We start from the raw sequence: 17,985 nt of genomic DNA, 5'->3' as shown, positions 1-17,985 counted from the left end.
ATACGCTTATTTATTTTTACCTTTCCTATTTTTATTATATTCATCCAATGCTATCTGCAACCAGTTTTTATGCTCCGTAATGTTTTTTACTACCCATGTTATGAATTTCTCTGAATATCTTGCTCGATCAGTAAAGTTGTACATTTCAGAGTTCGTGTTTTGTTTGATCTTATGTTTAAAAACAATTGCTTGAAAGGAATGCCTATTTATTTTGTTGGTTTTCTGTTTAGTGTTTATAGCCAATATTGCATCATCGGTGAAATATGGGTGTGTATCGTTTAGATCTTTTGCTTGGGTTATTATTATTGCTTTCTGTCCTTGATCTCCACAGCTTAATGTTAGGTCGGATTTATTTGGGTTTTTGACGAGGGCAAGTTTGTATTCTATGTTGATAGAGAATTTTTCTGAATTGAGTTCTCTATTCGTACTTTCAAAGGCATTGATGAATTTTTCAACCTCTGTTGCTGTTAATGTCCCATAGTTCTCTTTAATAATACCTATTTCAGGTATAGGGCCATCTATAACCAAACTAAGCATTCCAACACTTTGTCCTGCAAGAGGGGAATTTCCCATTTGATTTTTATATCTTTCTTGATAATTTAATACATTAGATTGAAATAACCTTGAAAGTTGAGGTTGCAATTCTGGAATGAGTAAGTGAGTTGCTTGGTCTCGTAATAAAATTAATGTCTCGATGTTTTTCTTTACAGGGTCACTATTTTGAATTCTCAGAGGAAGTGCGTCGGATATTGATATGCTTTTTCCATTTTTGTAAAAAACTTTATCTTCACCTAATATATCTAATATCTCAGCCTTTAAAAAAAGCTCCCATGCATTGACCATTAAAATAGTGAATGCTTCAACTCGATTGCACAGACTAGGCCTATTATAAACTTCTAAAGCAAGAATGAATGCATCTAAACTCCTCTTGATTAGTTGCTGGTACATTCTTTCCTGTGGCGTTATCTCTTTTGAAGAGGTACTTTGGGACATAAGTCTAATAAAGTCATTGTTTGATATCTTGGTCAGGCCTTTAGAAATGAAATTATTATTGTCAAACTTGAAAATAAACTGGCCTTTTAATTTTTCATTTATATATTTGATTATGCTTTTAGCATTGTAACCTGTTGCAGCTGCCGCTTGTGTAACTGAAAAAGACTCATGATTTTCTTCTCTTTCTCTGAAAAATTCCAATAGTAATATCCGTTTATCTTCTCTAGTCATTTACATACTCCAGTATTAGAAATTTTTCAAAACATTGATATGTCTATTTAATGTCATTCTGTAATCTTTGAATAATATAATCTTGTAATGCAACACCTTGTAGTTTTTGCTTACATCCATTAACCCTTACCCAAGTATTACCAGATGAGTTGAAATGTAAGCCAGATAAGTTTGATTTAGGTATGCGCACTTCAAGAACATAACCACAATCTACGCCGGTAACATCATGAAAAATTATATTTATTCTAGTGGGGTCAATTGATGGTTCAATGGTGTTTATTTTAAGGTTAATGGCTTTGTTTATTTCATCTTTTAGTCGATTATCTAACTTTATACATTTTACTACGCCATCATCTTGGATTCCCCAAAAAACACTACCACCCGAACTATTGAGAAATGCCAGTATATACTCATCAACGATGTTCTGAATTGACTTGGTTGGGTTTTGGCCCTTTATCTCTTTAAATTCATTGCGTAAGTCTTCTTCTAATCCGCAATGCTTACCTTCACGAAATCTATGAATTTTAGATTGGGTTGAACTTTCAAACTCATCAGGTAGTAACTCAAATAAGGATCTCAAATTTTTTATAGTCCTTGAGGACATCCGTACGGACTTGGACATTTTATTGATTGAGCCATATTCAAGGATTAAATAATCAAGCTCACTCAATGCCCTTGATTTACCAACCAGTTGTCCCCAAGTTTCTATCAATCTATTTCGTTGTGGGCCGCTTTGCATACCACCTGGATAATATTTTTCATTTACTATCTCAAATGTAGTTTGAAGGCTCCAATTTTTATTAATTAGCAATTTTATACCTCAATCTGCAACCAGATAAATGTGATGAAAAGTAAATTGTATTCAATGCTTGGTTGGCGTTTATTTATAACGGCGATTAAAATGTTTGAGTTGAAAAATGAATGTTAATAATTAGTGTGTGAATAGCTGAGTTGAATTGTGGAAAGCCGATCTTGCACAGTCAGTAAAAAGTCAGTCATGGTCTGGTTCTTATTTTTTTCAACCGAACTTCTAGATTACTGGAGCTCCTTATATGGCAAGGCTCAGGTGTGCTGTAGCTTGAATTTGCTACTTAGACATATGTGATGGTGATAAACGAGATAGCTACCGCACGGGGTTACAGCTCCCCGAGTGCTGCTTTTAAACAGATTGGATGTTGATCAAACAACGGCTTACCTCGGCTGCCTTTGGGGCTGTGAGTTCCGGATGAGAAAGATATCAAACGGAGATCAATTTAAGTGAGTGAAAAGTTAGTTATCGCTCGGATTTTGAAAGGTTTTTTGACGAGGATCAGACTTGAGCCAAGTTGGCTGCGGGTTGAGTGGGTAAGGAGAGTTCAATTAATAGACAGATAAAGCATCCTTGGCTACTGCCGCCAAGTGACAGAAGTGGCTGGGCAATATCACAGTGATGCCCTGTTATAAGGGCTATGGGTTTCGGGTCATCGAGCAGACCGGCCACGTTTGTCGAGGGGGTTCAGTAGCCGGTCATCTCCAGATAGCCGACCCCCTTGGCATCCCCCGAGATAGAGACAGCGCCCTCCCAGTAGTCAAAGCGACCTGTCATGGCCTGATTGGGCTGACGGGCCTTGATGGTGAGGCTCATTCCGGCGGCGTTTAGCTGCCACTCAACGGGGTAATCCTGCCCCTTGGGGCCGCGCCAGGTGTTGCCCGGCGTAAGGCGAATCGCGTCGGGGGCGAGCACCCGGCTGCTGCCGTCCCGCTCAATGAGAATGCCGTAGCGGTTTTCTGGCTGGTTTTCGGGATTAGCGCGGCCCGCCTTGGTGCGCAGGCGAAACAGCATCAGCTCGCGGCCATCGTTCAACTGGAGCGAAAACCAGTCCCAGCCCGATTGCCACTCCGCCAATACCGAGCTGCTCCACTCGTGATCAAACCACCCTTGTCCGGTGACGGTGCGGGTCTCGCCATCGCTGATCAGGGTGCCGCTTAAATGCAGGCGTGGGTAGGAGTAGTAAAAGGAGGCGTTGCCCGGGCTCTTCTCGCTGTAACCGGCCTTGCCTTGCAGCACCAGCGGCTTGGCAGCAGTGACGGTGAGGTTCAGGTCGCCAATCTTGCTCTGCACCTTGAGGGTGGCGGGGAACAGCGCCGCCCCTTGCGAGGCAAGCCGCCACTCCCTTAGCCAATATTGACCGCCGCTGGCCCCCGCCAGTCCCGGCCCCTGCCGACTGGCCCGTTCATCTTGCTGATGGCTGCCACGGTCGAGATCCGTGATGGCAAATTGGGCCAGCCAGAGCTGGGGGGTGAGCCAGGGGTTGCCGGTGCGGAGTTCTTGTTCGATAGCTTGTCGAAACAGGGTCCACTGCATGCCATATTCGCGCCCCTGTTCATCCTTGAGGTTGCCGGTGAGATACCACCACTCGGAGCGGTAATCGGGGTGGGCGGCGTGATCCTCCGGCAGCTGGATGGTTTGCCCCGGCTGCACCTTTTTAAAACTGTCGCTGCCGCCGCCGAGCAGGGCGCCCAGATCGCTGGCAGCGATAGTCCCACTATAGAGCGTCCAGAGCATACCCAGCGCCAGCGGCCACCCTTTGATCTGTTTCATACCACTCTCCTTGCCGCATACCAGGAGGCCAATGCGCCACGTATCAGGTGTGAGAGCCAGCATGCGGGCGTATCTCGCGGTTGTTGGCTCATACCACTCTCCTTGCTGCATACCAGGAGGCCAATGCGCCACAGACCGGTGCCAGCAACAGGGCAGTGACCGCATGAAGGGGAGCGGCCTCGAAGGCGAGGCGCCAACCAAAGGCGCGGGGGTTGACCACCTCGATCAGCACCCAGGCGAGGCCATACCCCACCGGCAGGGCCAGCAGGGCGGTGAGCAGCCCCAATCCCGCTCCTTGCCACACCAGCAGCTGGCGGCAGTGGCGGGGGCTCAAGCCCAGATTCTGCAAGATCTGCAGCTCGCCACGGCGCGCCAGCCCCAGCACCATAAAGGCCGAGCCAATGCCGACAAAGGCGATACCGAGGATCAGCAATTTCAATAACTCGGTCACCACAAAGGTCTGGTCAAACACCTTGAGGGCCGCGCTGTGAATGGCGGGGGCGGAGAGCAGATTGAGCTGCTCGCCAAAGCGCTCGCGCAGGCGGTCGGCCAGCTGCTCGGGGTCGTTGCTAAAGAGGGCGAGGGATTGCACCGCACCCACCTCGAATGCGTGCAGGATCTGCCCCTTGTCGCTGCCGTAATCCTGATAGACGCCGGTGACGGTGAACTGCCTTGGCCCCTGCTCGCCGCTGATCGCCAACTGCTGGCCTATCTTGACCCCGAGGCGCACCGTCAGCGGTTCGCTCGCCAGCACCTCGTCAGGACGGGTCGGCCAGCGTCCGGCCAGCAGCGGATAGGCCGCTTTAAGCTGGGGGATAAAGTCCATCTGCGCCCACTCGATGGGCTGCCCCTGCCAGCGGGCAGGGTGAACCGAACGGCGCGAGGCGGCGCTCACCAGCGGATTGGCGAGCAAGGTCTTAAGGGTCGCTTCGTTCAAGGTGCCCTTATTGCCCGCCACCCCCTTGGGGGCGGTGACATAGAGATCGGCGGCCAGACGCTGGCCGAGCCAGATCTCCACGCTGGAGCGAAAGCTCGACACCATGACGCCGATGCCGATGGCCGCCGCGATGGCGAGCTGCAACGCCATCACCGCGATGGCGGTGCGATCGAGGTGATAGAGGGTCTCTGCCACCCCGAGCCGGGCGGTAAGGGGGCCGCCCGCGCGCCGTCGCAACCAGCCAAGCAGGCCGCGCAGTGCATCGGGCAGCCAGAGCGCCATGGCCAGCAGCCAGCCACCGGCGATAAAGAGGGCGCCAGTGAGACCGGTTTGCGGCAACCACAGGCACAGAGCGCACAGCAGCAAGATGGCGATGGCCAGCACGCGCCGTCGCCACGGGTGAGCGGGGAGACGGCTGCTGCCAGCGCGCAGTTCGAGGGGGGATTGGCGCAGCAGTTGCCACCAGCCGGGCAGGTTGGCGGCCAGCGTGCCGAGCAGCCCGATCAACAGCGCCTTGAGCAGGCTCACAGGGGAGAGGCGCAACAGATCGATGGGGTTGGGCCCATAGAGATCGGCCAGCGCCTGGGTCAGTTGCCCCATCAGCGCCAGCGCCAACAGGCTGCCGAGCAGCACCCCTAGCAGGGTGCCGAGGGTGGCGAGAATAAGCAGCTCCAGAATGAGCCAGCGGAGCACCCGACTCGGCCCCATCCCCAGAATGATCAACTGGGCCAGCTGGGGGCGGCGCACGCTCTGGACAAATCGCTGGGCGTTGAACACCAGAAACAATCCCACCGCCATGGCGAGCAATGAGAGCGCCGTCAGGTTAAGGGCCAGCGCATCGCCAAGCTGGCTGGCATCGAGCGCCGGGCTGATGGGCTCAAGCCAGAGGGGCTGGTTCGGGTAATCGGTTTGCAGGGTGGCCTGCAGGGTGCGAGCTTCTGATTCGCTTAGCTTGAAGACGATGCGATCGAGCTGACCCGCTTTGCCCAGCAACGGCTGGGCGAGGCCGATGTCGGTTATCAGCAGCCGCTCCATGGGCACGGCGCCCGGTTCAAAGGTGCCTGCCAGCGTCAGGGTCAGGGGTTTGGCGCTGGCGCCATCGTTGCCGCCCAATACAAAGCGGCGGCTCTGGCCCGCCTGCCAGCCAAGGCGCTCCGCTTCGGGGGCCGCCAGCCAGATGCTGTCGGCACGGTTGAGGGAAAAGTCGGGCTCGCTCGCGGGTCGGGCGCCAAACAGCTGGCGCAGGGGGCCGGGGTTGAAGAGATCCATTCCCAGCAGTTGAAAGCTGCGCCCCTCTTCATCCTTGAGCCAGCCATGGAGCTGGGGCATGGCATCGAGGGCGGGTTGGCTGGTCACCAGCTGTACGTAAAGCTGTTCATCCAGCCCGTCAGCGGGGGCCAGCCGGTAGTTGGCTTCCCCTGCCAGCTGGCTGCGAGCGGCGACGAAGTTGGTGCGAGCGCTGTGATTGAGCAGCTCGATGGCCACCACCAGCGATACCCCCAATACCAGCCCGGCCAGACTCATCAGCAGCAACCAGGGGTGACTGCGATAGAGGCGCAGCAGCGCTTTGAGTGGCAGCATCAGCGTGTCTCCGGCTGGCGCTGTTGCCGCTTAGTCATGACGGGGCCCCTTGAGCTCGATAAGTTGCCCCCCTTCAAGGCGCAGCACTCTGTCGGCCAAGGCCGCATAGGCGGGGTTGTGGCTCACCAGCAGCAAGCCAGCGCCGGTATCGCGCACCGCCGCCACCATCAGCGCCATCACCTGTTCGGCATTGTGCTCATCGAGGCTGCCGGTGGGTTCGTCGGCGAGCAGCCACTGGGGCTGATGGATCAGGGCGCGGGCCAGCGCCACCCGCTGTCGCTGACCGCCGGAGAGCTGCTCCGGCCAGGCATGGCGCTTGTGGCTCATATCGAGCCGGTGCAGCAACTGGTCAATCCTGGCCTCATCCGGTGGCAGAGCGTTGATGGCGAGCGGCAGGGCCAGATTCTCGGCCACGTTCAGGGTCGGCAGCAGGTTGAAATCCTGATAGACGATGCCGAAATGGCGGCCCCGCAGGCGCGCCCGCTCGTCGGGTGAGCGGGTGTCGATCCGGGTCTCCCCCAGCCAGATCTCCCCCTCGTCCGGTGCAATCAGCCCGGCGATCAGATTGATCAGGGTCGACTTGCCGCAGCCGCTTTGGCCCAGCAGCAGGGTGATCTCGCCAGCGGGGAGGGCGAGATCGAGATGGTGGAACAGCGGCAGTCGTTCACTGCCGTTATCGAAGCTCTTGCAGAGGTTGCGCAGGGTCAGCATGGGATAACCGTTTGATGGTCAATGGCTTTCATCATGCTTGGTACGCTAGCACGGCCGGCATTGATCAACACCCCTTACGGTTGATCAAGAGTGCCAGTTAGTGATCAAGGCGGCAAAAGAGCAGTGGATCCTCGCTGGATCCCGCTTGCCCGAGGTGGTTAGAATAGGGGCTTCCATGGGTCACAGGATGAGCAAGGATGTTACACAAGCAAGTCAGTTTTATCATCGATAGCAAGGGCAACAAGCAGGCTGCCGTCGTCCCCATCGAGATCTACAACGAGCTGATGACCCTGCAAAAGGCACTCTCCGATAACCGGCCGGGGGAGCGCGAGCTCTACCACTTCAACGGCAAAGGGGCCGAGGCCCACGGTTATCCGGTGGGCAAGCGGCAAAATCCGGGCTTTATGGTGCTGGCCGGTTCCACCGCCAATGGCGAGGATGCCGCCTCCCTGCGTGAAGCAGTGATCGAGCTGCGTCACGAACTGCTGGAGAAGGGGGTCATAGTGCCCCGCAGTCAGGGTGGCTTTGTCTTTACCGCCGATCAGCTGTTCAACAGCCCGAGTCTGGCCGCCAGTCTGGTGGCGGGCAATAACCGCAGCGGTCTGGATGCCTGGCAAAACAGCGCAGGCTATACCCTCAAACAGTCGGGTTTCGGCAAGAAATAATCCCGCGTTTCGATAGCAAACCAATTAAGCGTTAATTGACCTGGATGAATTTTTCTTTTCATCCAGGTGCTAGCATCATTGCCAGACGGTTCTAAAAGGAAGAGACCATGTCTGCGCTCACCCCTGTTATTTTGCTGCTGTCCCTGTTTATCCCTCCCGCCCATGCCAGTAGTGGCCCAGTTCTGTTGACATCCTCCTCAATCGGACTTTTTTGTGTCGGATTGTTTGTGTTGGCCTACGCCCTGGTGATGGCTGAAGAGTATCTGCAACTGCGCAAGTCCAAACCCGTGCTGGTGGCCGCCGGGGTGATCTGGATCCTGATCGGTATCGCCTATGCACAGCAGGGGATGAGTCCTGTCGCCGAGCAGGCATTTCGCCATACCTTGCTGGAATATGCCGAGCTGATGCTGTTCCTGCTGGTGGCGATGACCTATATCAACGCCATGGAGGATCGGCGGCTGTTCGATGCCCTGCGCGCCTGGCTGGTGCGATCCGGCTTTCACTTGCGCACCCTGTTCTGGTTGACCGGAGGGCTTGCTTTTTGTATTTCGCCGGTGGCAGATAACCTGACCACAGCGCTCTTGATGTGCGCCGTGGTGCTCAAGGTGGCCAACGGTGATCGGCGTTTTGTCAATCTTGCCTGCATCAACATAGTGATCGCCGCCAACGCCGGAGGGGCGTTCAGTCCCTTTGGCGATATCACCACCCTGATGGTGTGGCAGGCGGGCAAGGTGCAATTTGGCCAGTTCTTCACCCTGCTTATTCCCTCTCTGCTCAATTTTCTGGTGCCAGCCATCCTGATGAGCCTGATGGTGCCGCGTCATGTGCCGGAGGCTGATAACGAGGTGGTCGATCTCAAGCGGGGGGCCCGCCGTATCGTCGCGCTGTTCTTGCTGACCATCATCACGGCGGTGCTATGCCACAGTTTCCTCCATCTACCACCCGTACTGGGCATGATGCTGGGGCTCGGTTATCTGCAGTTTTTCGGCTTCTTTTTGCGCAAATCGCTGCCGCGATCCCTTGCCCGCAAGCGTGCGCTCTATGAACGCAATGGTGATGAGGTGCGGTTGCGCAGTCTGGGTTCTGTGGTGCCATTTGACGTGTTCAACAAGGTGGCCAAGGCGGAGTGGGATACCCTGCTCTTCTTCTACGGGGTGGTGATGTGTGTCGGTGGGCTGGGCTTTATGGGGTATCTGGAGCTGGTGTCACACTGGCTGTATGACGCTGGGGACCCCACCATGGCCAACATCTTCATCGGGGTCTTGTCCTCCGTCATCGACAACATTCCCGTGATGTTTGCCGTGCTGTCGATGAACCCGGATATGGCGCTGGGACAGTGGCTGCTGGTGACCCTGACCGCCGGAGTGGGCGGCAGCCTGCTCTCCATTGGCTCTGCGGCCGGGGTGGCCCTGATGGGACAGGCCCACGGCATGTATACCTTTTTTGGCCACCTGAAGTGGCTGCCTGCCATCTTGCTCGGTTATCTGGTGAGCATAGGGGCGCACCTCTGGCTCAACAGCGCCCAGTTCTGAACGTCTGGGCGCCAGTACGAAAAGAGGCTTCCGTTGACGGAAGCCTCTTTCGTTTTCCTGACAGGGGGGAGGGGGATCAATCGCCTCGCTTGCCAGTCAGCAGCCAGTAACTCAGAGTCGAACCCACGCCGCAGCAGGCGATGGCGATGGCCATGGGCAGCGGCGAGTGGGGCGGATTGAGGTTGACCAGAATGCCGACCAGGGCGCCGATGCCAAATCGCAGGGTGCCCGCCAGTGCCGAGGCGGTGCCCGCAGATTGCGGGAAGTGGCCCATCAGGCCGGTCATGGCGTTGGCCCCCACCAGACTGATATGGCCGACAAACAGCACCACCGGAATGACGATGCCCCACAGACCGCCGGTCTGGCTCCAGGCGTTGTAGACCAGCAGAGCGCCCGCGCAGGGCAGCACCAGCAGACCGTATTGCAGCATCCGCTCGGCGCCCACCCCTTTCACCAGTCGGCTGTTGACGAAGGTGACCACCATCATCAGCAGGATATTGAGGCCAAACAGCCAGCCGTAGTGCTCGGTCGGTACCTTGAAATACTCGATATAGACGTAAGGGGAGCCGCTTAAGAAAGCGAACATGCCGGAGCTGGAGAGGGAGCCGCACAGCACATAACCCATGGCGCCGCGATGGGAGAGCACCCCCCAGTAGTTCTTGAGGATCTGGCCCAGATTAAGGGGTTGGCGATGTTCCGGTTTCAGGGTCTCCTGAATTTTCCACTGCATCACCAGACAGATCAGCAGGCTGATCCCCACCAGCAGCCAGAAGATGACCCGCCAGTCGGCGTGGGCACTGATATAGCCGCCCACCACAGGGGCCACCAGCGGCGCCAGCGTCATCACCAGAATGACGAACGACATGGCGCGGGAAAACGCATCCTTCTCGAACAGATCGCGCAGCAGGGCATTGACCACCACAGAGCCCGCTGCACCGCCCGCTGCCTGCAACATCCTATAGGCCAGCAATTCGGGCAGGGAGTCTGCCATGGCGCAACCCACCGAGGCGATGGCAAACATCACCAGCCCCGCCAGGATCACCGGCTTGCGGCCATAGCTGTCGGCCAGCGGGCCGTAGAAGAGCTGGCCGATGGCAAAGCCGCCCAAAAAGGCGCTGATGGTGAGCTGGGCGCCGTCGATGCTGGTGGCCAGATCCCGGGCGATGGCCGGAATAGCGGGCAGATACATATCCACCGCCAGCGGGGTCAGACCCGCCAGGGCGCCCAGCAGGATAAACAGGAAACGGGGGGAGAGGGCGGCAGCCTGAGCTGTTGGCGATTGGGGCATAGGGTGTCCAGTTGATGCGAAACGTCGGGTTGAAAAGCGCGAAAAAAGCAGTCTATCAGTTTTGTCGCGGCTATGGATCCGGTATGGCGAGCCAGAGGCCGGGCTCGGCGGCAAAGCGCGGGGCAAACCAGTGCTGGCGCACCGCACTGGGCATCTCGCTCGCGGCGATGGGGCGGCGACTGAGGCGACAGGCTCCCTGAGAGAGCGCCAGCGCCGCATCTCCCTTGTACCAGCCGTCCGTCACCGGCAGTGCCGTGGTCTCCCGCAGCAATCTTACCCCCCACTGGGTCACCAGCGCAGGGCACGCTTTCTCTGCCAGCCTTGCTGCCTGCACCATGGCGGGCGGACGGGGCAGGCTAAAGGTCGCGCCGAGCAGCAGCAATCCGGCTACCGCGACCAGCCACTCGCCACGATGTGGCAGCCAGCCTGCCAGCAGCACGATACCGAGCAGGGTGATGGGGGCCAGATGGCGGGGATTGTCCGGGTTCTGGCCAAACAGGGTCCAGAGCAGCAGGGCGAGCCAGTAGAGCGTCCAGAGCACGGAGGGGGTCGCATTGTGATCCTTTGACCGTTGCCAAAGCGGCAGCATCAGCAGCGCCCCGACAGCCAAGGGCCAGAGCGGGGTAAGCTGATCGTTGAAGGTGCGGGCCCAGCTCAGCAGCCGATCGCCGTGGGCCGCTGCCGTGTTGCCCCATAGGGTAAAGTGGCCGTCGGTAAAGCGCCGCCCTTCGCTGAAATAGGCCCAGCTATCGGCCTGCCAGACAAACAGCAGGCTGATAAGCCCCACCAGCATGATGGGGAGCACAAATCTGATGCGTGTTCCCTTTTGCGCCATCCCCAGCCACAGGGGCAGCAACGCCAGCACAAAATAGGAGGGACGCAGCGCCAGCAATAGACCCAGCAGCAGACCCGCCAGTGCAATTCTGCGCTGCTGCAAGGCCAGCAGCGTCCCGAGCCAGACTGCGAGCGCGGAGCCGTCCGAAAGGCCGGAGAGCGCCAGCGTCGGGGTGAGCGGCAGGGCCAATACCAGCAGCCAGACGGGTGCCAGCAGGCTTGGCCGTTGCCATAGCTTCACCGCCAGCAAGGCAGCGAGCGGCGCCAGCAAACTGCTACCGAGCAGACTTGCCCACTGCACCGCGCGGGCCGGGTCGTCCACCAGCAGATTGATCAGCCGTGCCAGCCAGATAAAGGCGGGGTAGCCCGGAAAGTGGGGGGAGAACTCCAGCACGCTAAAGCGCGTCACCCCGTGGGCGAAATTGAGGGCATCGTCGGAATCGAGGGCCACCGGGAAGGCCAGCTGCCAGCCGAGCCAGGCCAGTTGCAGCAGGATCAGTAAGTAGGCTCGATTAGCGAAGCGTAATCGGCAGTGAAGACGTCCCCCTTCTCCCCTTGCGGGAGAAGGGTTGGGGATAAGGGGGGCCGTCGTCATCGATGAGAGGTCATCAAAGCGGCGCCAGCACGGCCATCAGCGCTTTTTCTGCATCGCTAAAGGCGGCGGCATCGGCGGGCTTGGCACCTACCCCGAATACCCCCGGGTTACCGATGGCATCCAGCACCTTGGCCAGCGCCTGTTCGGCTGCCTTGCGATCCCCTTCATTGAGTGATGGGAGGATCAAGTCGAGGAAGCGCTTGCTCTTGACCACCAGCACCTTGGCGGTCTGGTAGTCGCCAAGATTCTGGCTGGCCCCTTCGAGGCGGCGCTCGATCTCCGCCTTGTAGGCGCGGTTGAGCAGGGCGGCGGTGGCTGCGGCATCTTTGGCCTTGATGGCGGCGGCCAGCGGCCCTTGCAGCTCCACCTTGTGGTGCTGTTCCAGATAGCTCAGCTCCTCGGCAATCTCGCTCAAGGTGGCGCTGGCATCCTTGCCGCCAGTGGCGGCGCCCAGCAGTGCCTCGCGGGCGTCGATCAGTGGCTCCTTGCCGGCGGCGGCGTAGGAGTAAGCTTGCGCCTGCCCGCAGAGTGTCAGCAGCAGGGTAAGGGCGAGTAAACCCGGGCGTATGGTCATCCTGTTCTCCTTACTTATGCCAATGGCGCGGCACTCAGGCCACGCTCTGGGTTTCAATCACGGTATTTTCGTTGCGATGGTTAAAGGTGTTGCGGCGTCTGTCTACCTGTTGGACACCGACAAGCCTCACGCCACGCTCTGGGTCTCGATCACGGTGTTTTCGTTGCGATGGTTAAAGATGGCGTGGCGTCTGTCCACCCCGTCGATCACCATGTCGGCGGCCATCATCCCCATCTCCATGGCGGTGTCAGTGAAGATGTAGCGGAATGTCCCCTGACGGCCGGTCATGATGAGGTTGGTGATCGGCATCAGCGCCTTGATGGCTTCGTTGCGGCGCGCCTGATAGCCAAGGTCCATCAGCGGATAGGCGTATTCGCTGCGGGCCTCGAAGGTCTCATCGCCAAGTTTCTGGGTATCGACGCCAAGGCTCTCCAGATCGGCGGTAACCCGCCCGCGCAGATCGGCCAGCGGCGCCTGCCAGGTGGCATCCCCCGGGTTGCAGGGGATCTCCAGCATCACCGAGGTCTGGCCCTGGGGCGCCATAAAGGGGCTGCGGCGGCGCGGCTCCTGCAGACGGGTCGCCAGAATATGGGGGTCGGAGAGGTACTGCCAGGTGTTGTCCGACAGGTTCTCCTGTTTGAGGGGCATATTGACGAAGCGAAGCGACCGGTATTGGAGATCGCACGGCAAGCCCAGATGCTGGCAGGTGAGCGGCAGCGGCAGGGTGGAGATCACCTGATCAAAGCGTTCGCTCTGTTCAACGTCATCTTGTTTCCAATACACCCGTTCGATGCGGCCATCGGCCTGCTCAAGGCGGGTGATGGTGGCGCCAGTTTTCAGCTCAACGCCCTCTGCTACCAGCCGCTCCCCCAGGGTGGTGAAGATCTGGCCGAAGCCATATTTGGGGTAGCGGTATTTGCGGGCATAGGTGCGCACCGAGATACTGCCGTTGCGTCTTGGCAGCAGGCGGCGGGCCACGTCTTTGAGATCGATGAGGCTGATGCGCTGGCCGGCCCAGTCGGCGGAGAGCTTGTCCGGATTGATGCCCCACAACTTGCCGGTGTAGCCCTCGAAAAACTGGCGGTAGAGGGTGCGACCGAAGTGACTCTGGATCCACTCGGCAAAGCTCGCCTTGGCAAAATCATCCGGCTTCTTGCTAAAGGGCAACAGCAGCAAGTCTTTCACCGCACCGGCCATCAGGGCGAGCGGCGCCGTCTTGAGCAGGTTGGGCAGGTTCAATGGGTAGTCATAGGTGCGCCCACCAAAGCGGATGACGCTCTTGCGCTCGGCGTGGAGCAGGTCATCCCCCATCAGCTCGTCGATAAAGGCGAGCAGCTCGGGGTTTTTGGTGATAAAGCGGTGACCGCCGTAGTCGAATCGATACTCCCCATCGCGTCCCTTGAAGGTCTGGGTGGCGCACATGCCGCCGACCACCGGCTCCTGCTCGAACAGGGTGACTGCAAAACCGGCGCGGCGCAGGCGCCAGGCCGCCATCAAACCGGCGGGGCCAGCGCCCAGCACTGCAATGCTTTTCTTGTTGTTATCGCTCATGACCTATTCCGAAACTGCTTGATAGATAAGGGAACCGCGCCAAGGCGCGGCTCCCGAATGGTGTTGTTACCCCGTGCCCTTGTTGCCACAGGGCGTGCGGGCTCAGCCCTTGCCAGTCGCGGCACTTACCTGCGGGCGATAGCTGCGCTGCCAGAGGGTAACGAAGATCGCCAGATAGAGGGCCCAGGTCAGCAGCTGCAAGCCAGCGGGTGAGGCATTGTAGCCAAACAGGGCACGCAGGAAGGTACCAAATACCCCCTGATCGTCGAGAATGTGGCTGATGTCGAACACCGGCGTGGTCCAGAAGGTGATGATATCCGCCGCCTGCAACATGTTGACGGCAGACGATAGCAGACCTGCGGCGATGATGATGATAAGCAGGCCAGTCCAGCGGAAGAAAGGTGCCAGCGCCACCTTGCGGGTGGAGCGCAGCAGCCCCCACACCAGCGCGATGGAGACCAGCAGCCCCGCCAGCGCGCCCATCAGGCCCGATTGCAGATCCACCCCTTGCCCGGAGTAGAGCAGGGCGGAGAAGAAGAGCACGGTTTCAAACCCTTCGCGCATCACCGCCAGGAAGGCGAGCAGCACCAGACCAAACAGGTTGCCGCCATCGATGGCCGCATCGATGCGCGCCGTCATGGCCCCCACCTGGGATTTGGCCTGTTTTTGCATCCAGATCGCCATATAGGTGAGCACCAGAGTGGCGAAGATGAGGATCCCCGCCATCAAGAGGTGGTTGTAGCGCTCGCTCTCGAACTGGCTCACCACCACCTGGAACAGGAAGGCGACGATAAGGGAAGCGATAAGGCCGAGCCCCACCCCCAGATAGATGAACTTGTTGTAGCGACTCGCCCCCAGCTTGGCGAGGTAGGAGAGGCAGATGCCGACCAGCAGGAAGGCTTCCAGCCCCTCGCGCAGGGTAATCAGAAAACTTGCAAACATCAGGATTGAGGCTCCGTAGCGGGCGTGACGGGGAGAGGCTGCAAGGTAAGTTGCAACCGATTTAGCTGCACTATGGGTGGCTCCGGCAAGCTGGGCTCGGCGGCGCGCACCGCATCATTGACCCACTTGGGGTAGGTGCGGAAATTGAGTTTGATATCGGCCTTGAAGGGCCCTTGGGCATCTGCTGGCAGCGGCCAGGCTTCATCGCGCCAGCCATCTGCCGGAATGCGGGTATCTTCCAAGAGCTTGGCGTAGCGCCAGAACTTGAGCCCCACCGGCTTGCCCTCGGCATCGCCGAACACTTTGCGAAACAGCCGCGCATCTTCTGGGACAGCGCCATCCACCGGCTGGCCGCTGGCAAGTACCAGCTTGCCGCTGGCGTCGGTGACGGTCAGCTCCAGCCAGAGTTCACGAAAATCAGCTACTCCGGTGGGCAGGGCATGGCCCGCGCCGGTATTGGCGACCCGCACCACCAGCTGCTGACTATCGGCAGCCTGTTCGATACGGGCGGAGAGGGTCGCGCTGGAGCGCAAGAGCGCCAGGCTCTCTTGTTCAAGGTCGGGATTGCGCAGTCCCACCAGCTGGTGCTGGGCGCCGGTAAAGTTGTGGCGATAGAGCCGCGCTTTCATGGTGCCGTTTTCGGTGGACTGGCCCGCCACCGGCGCGCCGCCATTGCCCGGCTCCGGGTTCATATGGCAGTCGATGCAGGTGCGCCGCTTGGCGGGATCCTCCGCGTTTGCGAAGCTGGATTTTTCCCACTCGTCCCAGGTGTTGACGATATTGGCGCCGGTGCCCGGGGCAAACTCGTTGTGGCACGATTTGCACAGAGCCGCGTCGCGGTAGAAATCCTTCTGATAGGAGGCTTTGTGGGCCGCCGGACGGGCGTTGATCTGCCGCTCGGCCAGCCAGTGCTGGAGGCTGCCACCCGCGGCATCCTCGAACACATAGCTCTCACGGTCTTTCAAATTCACGGTAAAGGCGCTGTTGCCGCCCGCATCTTCCACCTTGGTGATGCGATGACAGAGTACGCAGCCAGTCCCTTCTTCAACCACAGGTTCGCCCGCCTTGTGGGCTGCAATCAGCGAGGCGCCGCCCTGCTCGAACATGTGGGAGCCCTGGGGCAGATCCAGCTGGCCTGTCATCACCTGCTGGGGCATATGGCAGCCTTGGCACCACTGACCGAACGCTTCCCCTTCGGTTTCGCGGGCCAATGCCTGCACCACCTTGTAGTAGGGGTGGGAGTTGCCCATCAGCCGGTGGTTGCTCTCGCTCCAATCCTTGAAGGCCTGTTGGTGGCAGTTCTGGCAGGAGGCGGAGTTGAGCCACTCCTTCGGGTGGGTAGTCGGCGCCTTGGCGGGATCCGTGCGCGGAGCATCGAGTCGCAGCCAGTTGGCGAGATAGGGGAGGTTGTCATCGGCGGTGACGAAGGCGTGTAAGTCCTCCATCATCGCCTTCACCTCGGGCTGGGGCTTGGCGGGGTCAACCGCTTCGGCCCCATCGCGGGTGTCGTGCCCCATGCCACCCTGGGTCTGCTGGGTCATGCGCAGGTATTCGCCGACAAAATCCCCCGCCACCATGTTGGTGAGGTTAGCGTGGCCGTTGATGGCGTTGTCGCCGCTCTTCTGGCGATGGGCCGCCATCAGATAGCGGTTGGTGAAGTTGAACCCGTCCAGATGGCAGGAGTTGCAGCTCATCCAGTTGTCTCCCGCCATGGGGAAGCGTGAGTTGGACGCTGTGTTACCTAGGTTGAACAGCCGCTCGCCGCGCTGAAGCGGCTCGGGACGCGGATCCGTCTCTACCAGCTTGGCAAAGTGGGGCACATCCACGGTGACCCGGGCAAACGGGCCGCTGCCGCCGCTATTGAGGCGGGTGAGATCCTGCCCCATGGCGTTGTGCACCAGAATATGGTCACCGTCGATCAGCAGATCCCGCGGATTCTGGCCCGGCAGGTGACGCAAGAGCTGGGTCGCTTTGGCGCCCCCCTGAAACTTCTTGCGGCGGTGGCGGTTGTTGTTGGATTTGCCGCTGCGAGAGAGGTCAAACACCAGCAGATCTTCCGAGCCCGCCAGCGTCAGATAGACCCGTTTTCCGTCGGCGGCGAAGCGCGCAGCAAAGGGGTTGGAGACGATCTGGCTGCGGTTGCCGACGCTTGGCAGGTTGATCTGCAAAAAGAGCTGTTTTCTTTCATCGACCCGCTCTTTCTCCTCATCGAGATCGATGATGGAGACGGCCGGAAAGACGGTGCTCTGAAACTGGAAGGGGTGGCTGAAGCTCCACAGCACATGGGGCAGCCAGGCCTCGCTGCCATCGGGGGAGAGGGCGATGCCATCGAGCAGGCGCGGCAATCCCTGAGAGTCGCTCGGCGTGTCGCTATGGGTCTCGGTCAGGGTGATGAGCTTGGGCTTGGGAAGCGAAGAGCCCTTGGCGCTGTGGCCAAGCTTGGCTAGATCATAGATGGCGAGCTGGCCGGTCATGGCGTGGGTCAGCAGCAGGCGATCGTCGTCGGTCAAGGCCAGCCCGCGCGGGGTCTCGGCGGTTTCTGCATCCAGCTTGAGGTTGCCGGCGCTGTCGTAAGCCTGCAGACGAGCGGGTTCGAACAACGTGACCCAGAACCACTGCCGCTTGGCATCGAAGATGACTCCATAGGGGCGGTGGCCGGTGGGGATCGTCTTTTCCAGATCGAGATCATCATCCAGCAGCAACAGGCGATCACCGCTGTAGTCGGTGACCAGCAGAGTGCCATCATCGGCGCGGGCAAGCTGGCGCAGATCGCCTCCCAGCTGCACCTCTTTGAGCCGCTCGCCGCTATCGCGCTCAAGCAGGGTGACGGAACCTGCGCTCAGGTTGGCGGTGACGAGGCGCGGGGCGTTCCCCTCGTCATAGGCAATCATGGCGGTGCCCATCTCCTGGGCCGAGGCGGTCCCCAGCAGCAGAGCGGTCAACATCAGGGATAACAACAACTTCAACATA

Annotated in this window: 13 protein-coding genes; 2 read left to right on the top strand and 11 right to left on the bottom strand. The window is 58.6% G+C overall.

Going from position 1 to position 17,985, the window contains the following annotated elements; all coding sequences use genetic code 11:
- Positions 1 to 6: 6 nt before the first annotated feature.
- The 5 genes from ACTG2W_RS04020 to ACTG2W_RS04000 form a co-directional block, all read right to left on the bottom strand.
- Positions 7 to 1,224 (bottom strand): DUF3644 domain-containing protein, encoded by a 1,218-nt coding sequence (locus tag ACTG2W_RS04020; protein WP_224967761.1) that lies wholly within the window; start codon positions 1,222 to 1,224, stop codon positions 7 to 9.
- Between the two features lie 43 nt (positions 1,225 to 1,267).
- The gene (locus ACTG2W_RS04015) at positions 1,268 to 2,035 is read right to left on the bottom strand and encodes an ATP-binding protein (protein ID WP_440016062.1); all 768 of its coding nucleotides are present in this window, start codon (positions 2,033 to 2,035) and stop codon (positions 1,268 to 1,270) included.
- Between the two features lie 684 nt (positions 2,036 to 2,719).
- Positions 2,720 to 3,805 (bottom strand): lipocalin-like domain-containing protein, encoded by a 1,086-nt coding sequence (locus tag ACTG2W_RS04010; RefSeq protein WP_106842952.1) that lies wholly within the window; start codon positions 3,803 to 3,805, stop codon positions 2,720 to 2,722.
- Between the two features lie 88 nt (positions 3,806 to 3,893).
- On the bottom strand, positions 3,894 to 6,323 hold the full coding sequence (locus tag ACTG2W_RS04005; RefSeq protein ID WP_106842951.1) for an ABC transporter permease: 2,430 nt from the start codon (positions 6,321 to 6,323) through the stop codon (positions 3,894 to 3,896).
- Between the two features lie 30 nt (positions 6,324 to 6,353).
- Positions 6,354 to 7,034, bottom strand: a complete 681-nt coding sequence (locus ACTG2W_RS04000; protein WP_106842950.1) for an ABC transporter ATP-binding protein — start codon at positions 7,032 to 7,034, stop codon at positions 6,354 to 6,356.
- A 197-nt stretch (positions 7,035 to 7,231) separates the two neighbouring features.
- Here ACTG2W_RS04000 and ACTG2W_RS03995 point away from each other — a divergent pair, with 197 nt between their 5' ends.
- Both ACTG2W_RS03995 and nhaD read left to right on the top strand, forming a co-directional pair.
- Positions 7,232 to 7,699 (top strand): DUF4357 domain-containing protein, encoded by a 468-nt coding sequence (locus ACTG2W_RS03995; RefSeq protein ID WP_005333716.1) that lies wholly within the window; start codon positions 7,232 to 7,234, stop codon positions 7,697 to 7,699.
- Positions 7,700 to 7,806: 107 nt separating this feature from the next.
- Positions 7,807 to 9,231 carry a sodium:proton antiporter NhaD gene (gene nhaD, locus ACTG2W_RS03990; RefSeq protein WP_047438892.1) on the top strand — a complete coding sequence of 475 codons (1,425 nt, stop codon included), beginning with the start codon at positions 7,807 to 7,809 and terminating at the stop codon, positions 9,229 to 9,231.
- A 76-nt stretch (positions 9,232 to 9,307) separates the two neighbouring features.
- Here nhaD and ACTG2W_RS03985 read toward each other — a convergent pair whose 3' ends face one another.
- From ACTG2W_RS03985 to ACTG2W_RS03960, 6 genes are all read right to left on the bottom strand, one after another.
- Entirely contained in the window at positions 9,308 to 10,519 is a 1,212-nt protein-coding gene (locus ACTG2W_RS03985) for a Bcr/CflA family multidrug efflux MFS transporter (RefSeq protein WP_042055658.1), read from the bottom strand.
- Positions 10,520 to 10,589: 70 nt separating this feature from the next.
- Positions 10,590 to 11,948 carry a hypothetical protein gene (locus ACTG2W_RS03980; RefSeq protein ID WP_235656986.1) on the bottom strand — a complete coding sequence of 453 codons (1,359 nt, stop codon included), beginning with the start codon at positions 11,946 to 11,948 and terminating at the stop codon, positions 10,590 to 10,592.
- A 13-nt stretch (positions 11,949 to 11,961) separates the two neighbouring features.
- Entirely contained in the window at positions 11,962 to 12,522 is a 561-nt protein-coding gene (locus ACTG2W_RS03975; protein WP_106842949.1) for a hypothetical protein, read from the bottom strand.
- Positions 12,523 to 12,648: 126 nt separating this feature from the next.
- Positions 12,649 to 14,073, bottom strand: a complete 1,425-nt coding sequence (locus ACTG2W_RS03970; RefSeq protein WP_106842948.1) for an NAD(P)/FAD-dependent oxidoreductase — start codon at positions 14,071 to 14,073, stop codon at positions 12,649 to 12,651.
- A 102-nt stretch (positions 14,074 to 14,175) separates the two neighbouring features.
- A complete protein-coding gene (locus ACTG2W_RS03965) occupies positions 14,176 to 15,015 on the bottom strand; it encodes an FTR1 family iron permease (protein ID WP_106842947.1) in 840 nt (279 codons plus the stop codon).
- On the bottom strand, positions 15,015 to 17,984 hold the full coding sequence (locus tag ACTG2W_RS03960; protein ID WP_106842946.1) for a YncE family protein: 2,970 nt from the start codon (positions 17,982 to 17,984) through the stop codon (positions 15,015 to 15,017). Before ACTG2W_RS03960 ends, ACTG2W_RS03965 begins: the two co-directional genes overlap by 1 nt.
- Position 17,985 lies beyond the last annotated feature (1 nt).

The sequence above is a fragment of the Aeromonas sp. 96A genome (assembly GCF_051919165.1).
GTDB classification, from domain to species: Bacteria; Pseudomonadota; Gammaproteobacteria; order Enterobacterales; family Aeromonadaceae; genus Aeromonas; species Aeromonas veronii.
Note: the sequence above shows the minus strand (reverse complement) of the source record. Positions and strands in the feature narration are given on the sequence as shown.

Bases quoted from the DNA above. Each gene is read 5' to 3' on its own strand.
- ACTG2W_RS03960 (WP_106842946.1), bottom strand. From the start codon at position 17,984: ATGTTGAAGTTGTTGTTATCCCTGATGTTGACCGCTCTGCTGCTGGGG.
- ACTG2W_RS03985 (WP_042055658.1), bottom strand. From the start codon at position 10,519: ATGCCCCAATCGCCAACAGCTCAGGCTGCCGCCCTCTCCCCCCGTTTC.
- ACTG2W_RS04020 (WP_224967761.1), bottom strand. From the start codon at position 1,224: ATGACTAGAGAAGATAAACGGATATTACTATTGGAATTTTTCAGAGAA.
- ACTG2W_RS04010 (WP_106842952.1), bottom strand. From the start codon at position 3,805: ATGAAACAGATCAAAGGGTGGCCGCTGGCGCTGGGTATGCTCTGGACG.
- ACTG2W_RS03995 (WP_005333716.1), top strand. From the start codon at position 7,232: ATGTTACACAAGCAAGTCAGTTTTATCATCGATAGCAAGGGCAACAAG.
- ACTG2W_RS03975 (WP_106842949.1), bottom strand. From the start codon at position 12,522: ATGACCATACGCCCGGGTTTACTCGCCCTTACCCTGCTGCTGACACTC.
- ACTG2W_RS04005 (WP_106842951.1), bottom strand. From the start codon at position 6,323: ATGCTGCCACTCAAAGCGCTGCTGCGCCTCTATCGCAGTCACCCCTGG.
- nhaD (WP_047438892.1), top strand. From the start codon at position 7,807: ATGTCTGCGCTCACCCCTGTTATTTTGCTGCTGTCCCTGTTTATCCCT.
- ACTG2W_RS03980 (WP_235656986.1), bottom strand. From the start codon at position 11,948: ATGACGACGGCCCCCCTTATCCCCAACCCTTCTCCCGCAAGGGGAGAA.
- ACTG2W_RS03970 (WP_106842948.1), bottom strand. From the start codon at position 14,073: ATGAGCGATAACAACAAGAAAAGCATTGCAGTGCTGGGCGCTGGCCCC.
- ACTG2W_RS03965 (WP_106842947.1), bottom strand. From the start codon at position 15,015: ATGTTTGCAAGTTTTCTGATTACCCTGCGCGAGGGGCTGGAAGCCTTC.
- ACTG2W_RS04000 (WP_106842950.1), bottom strand. From the start codon at position 7,034: ATGCTGACCCTGCGCAACCTCTGCAAGAGCTTCGATAACGGCAGTGAA.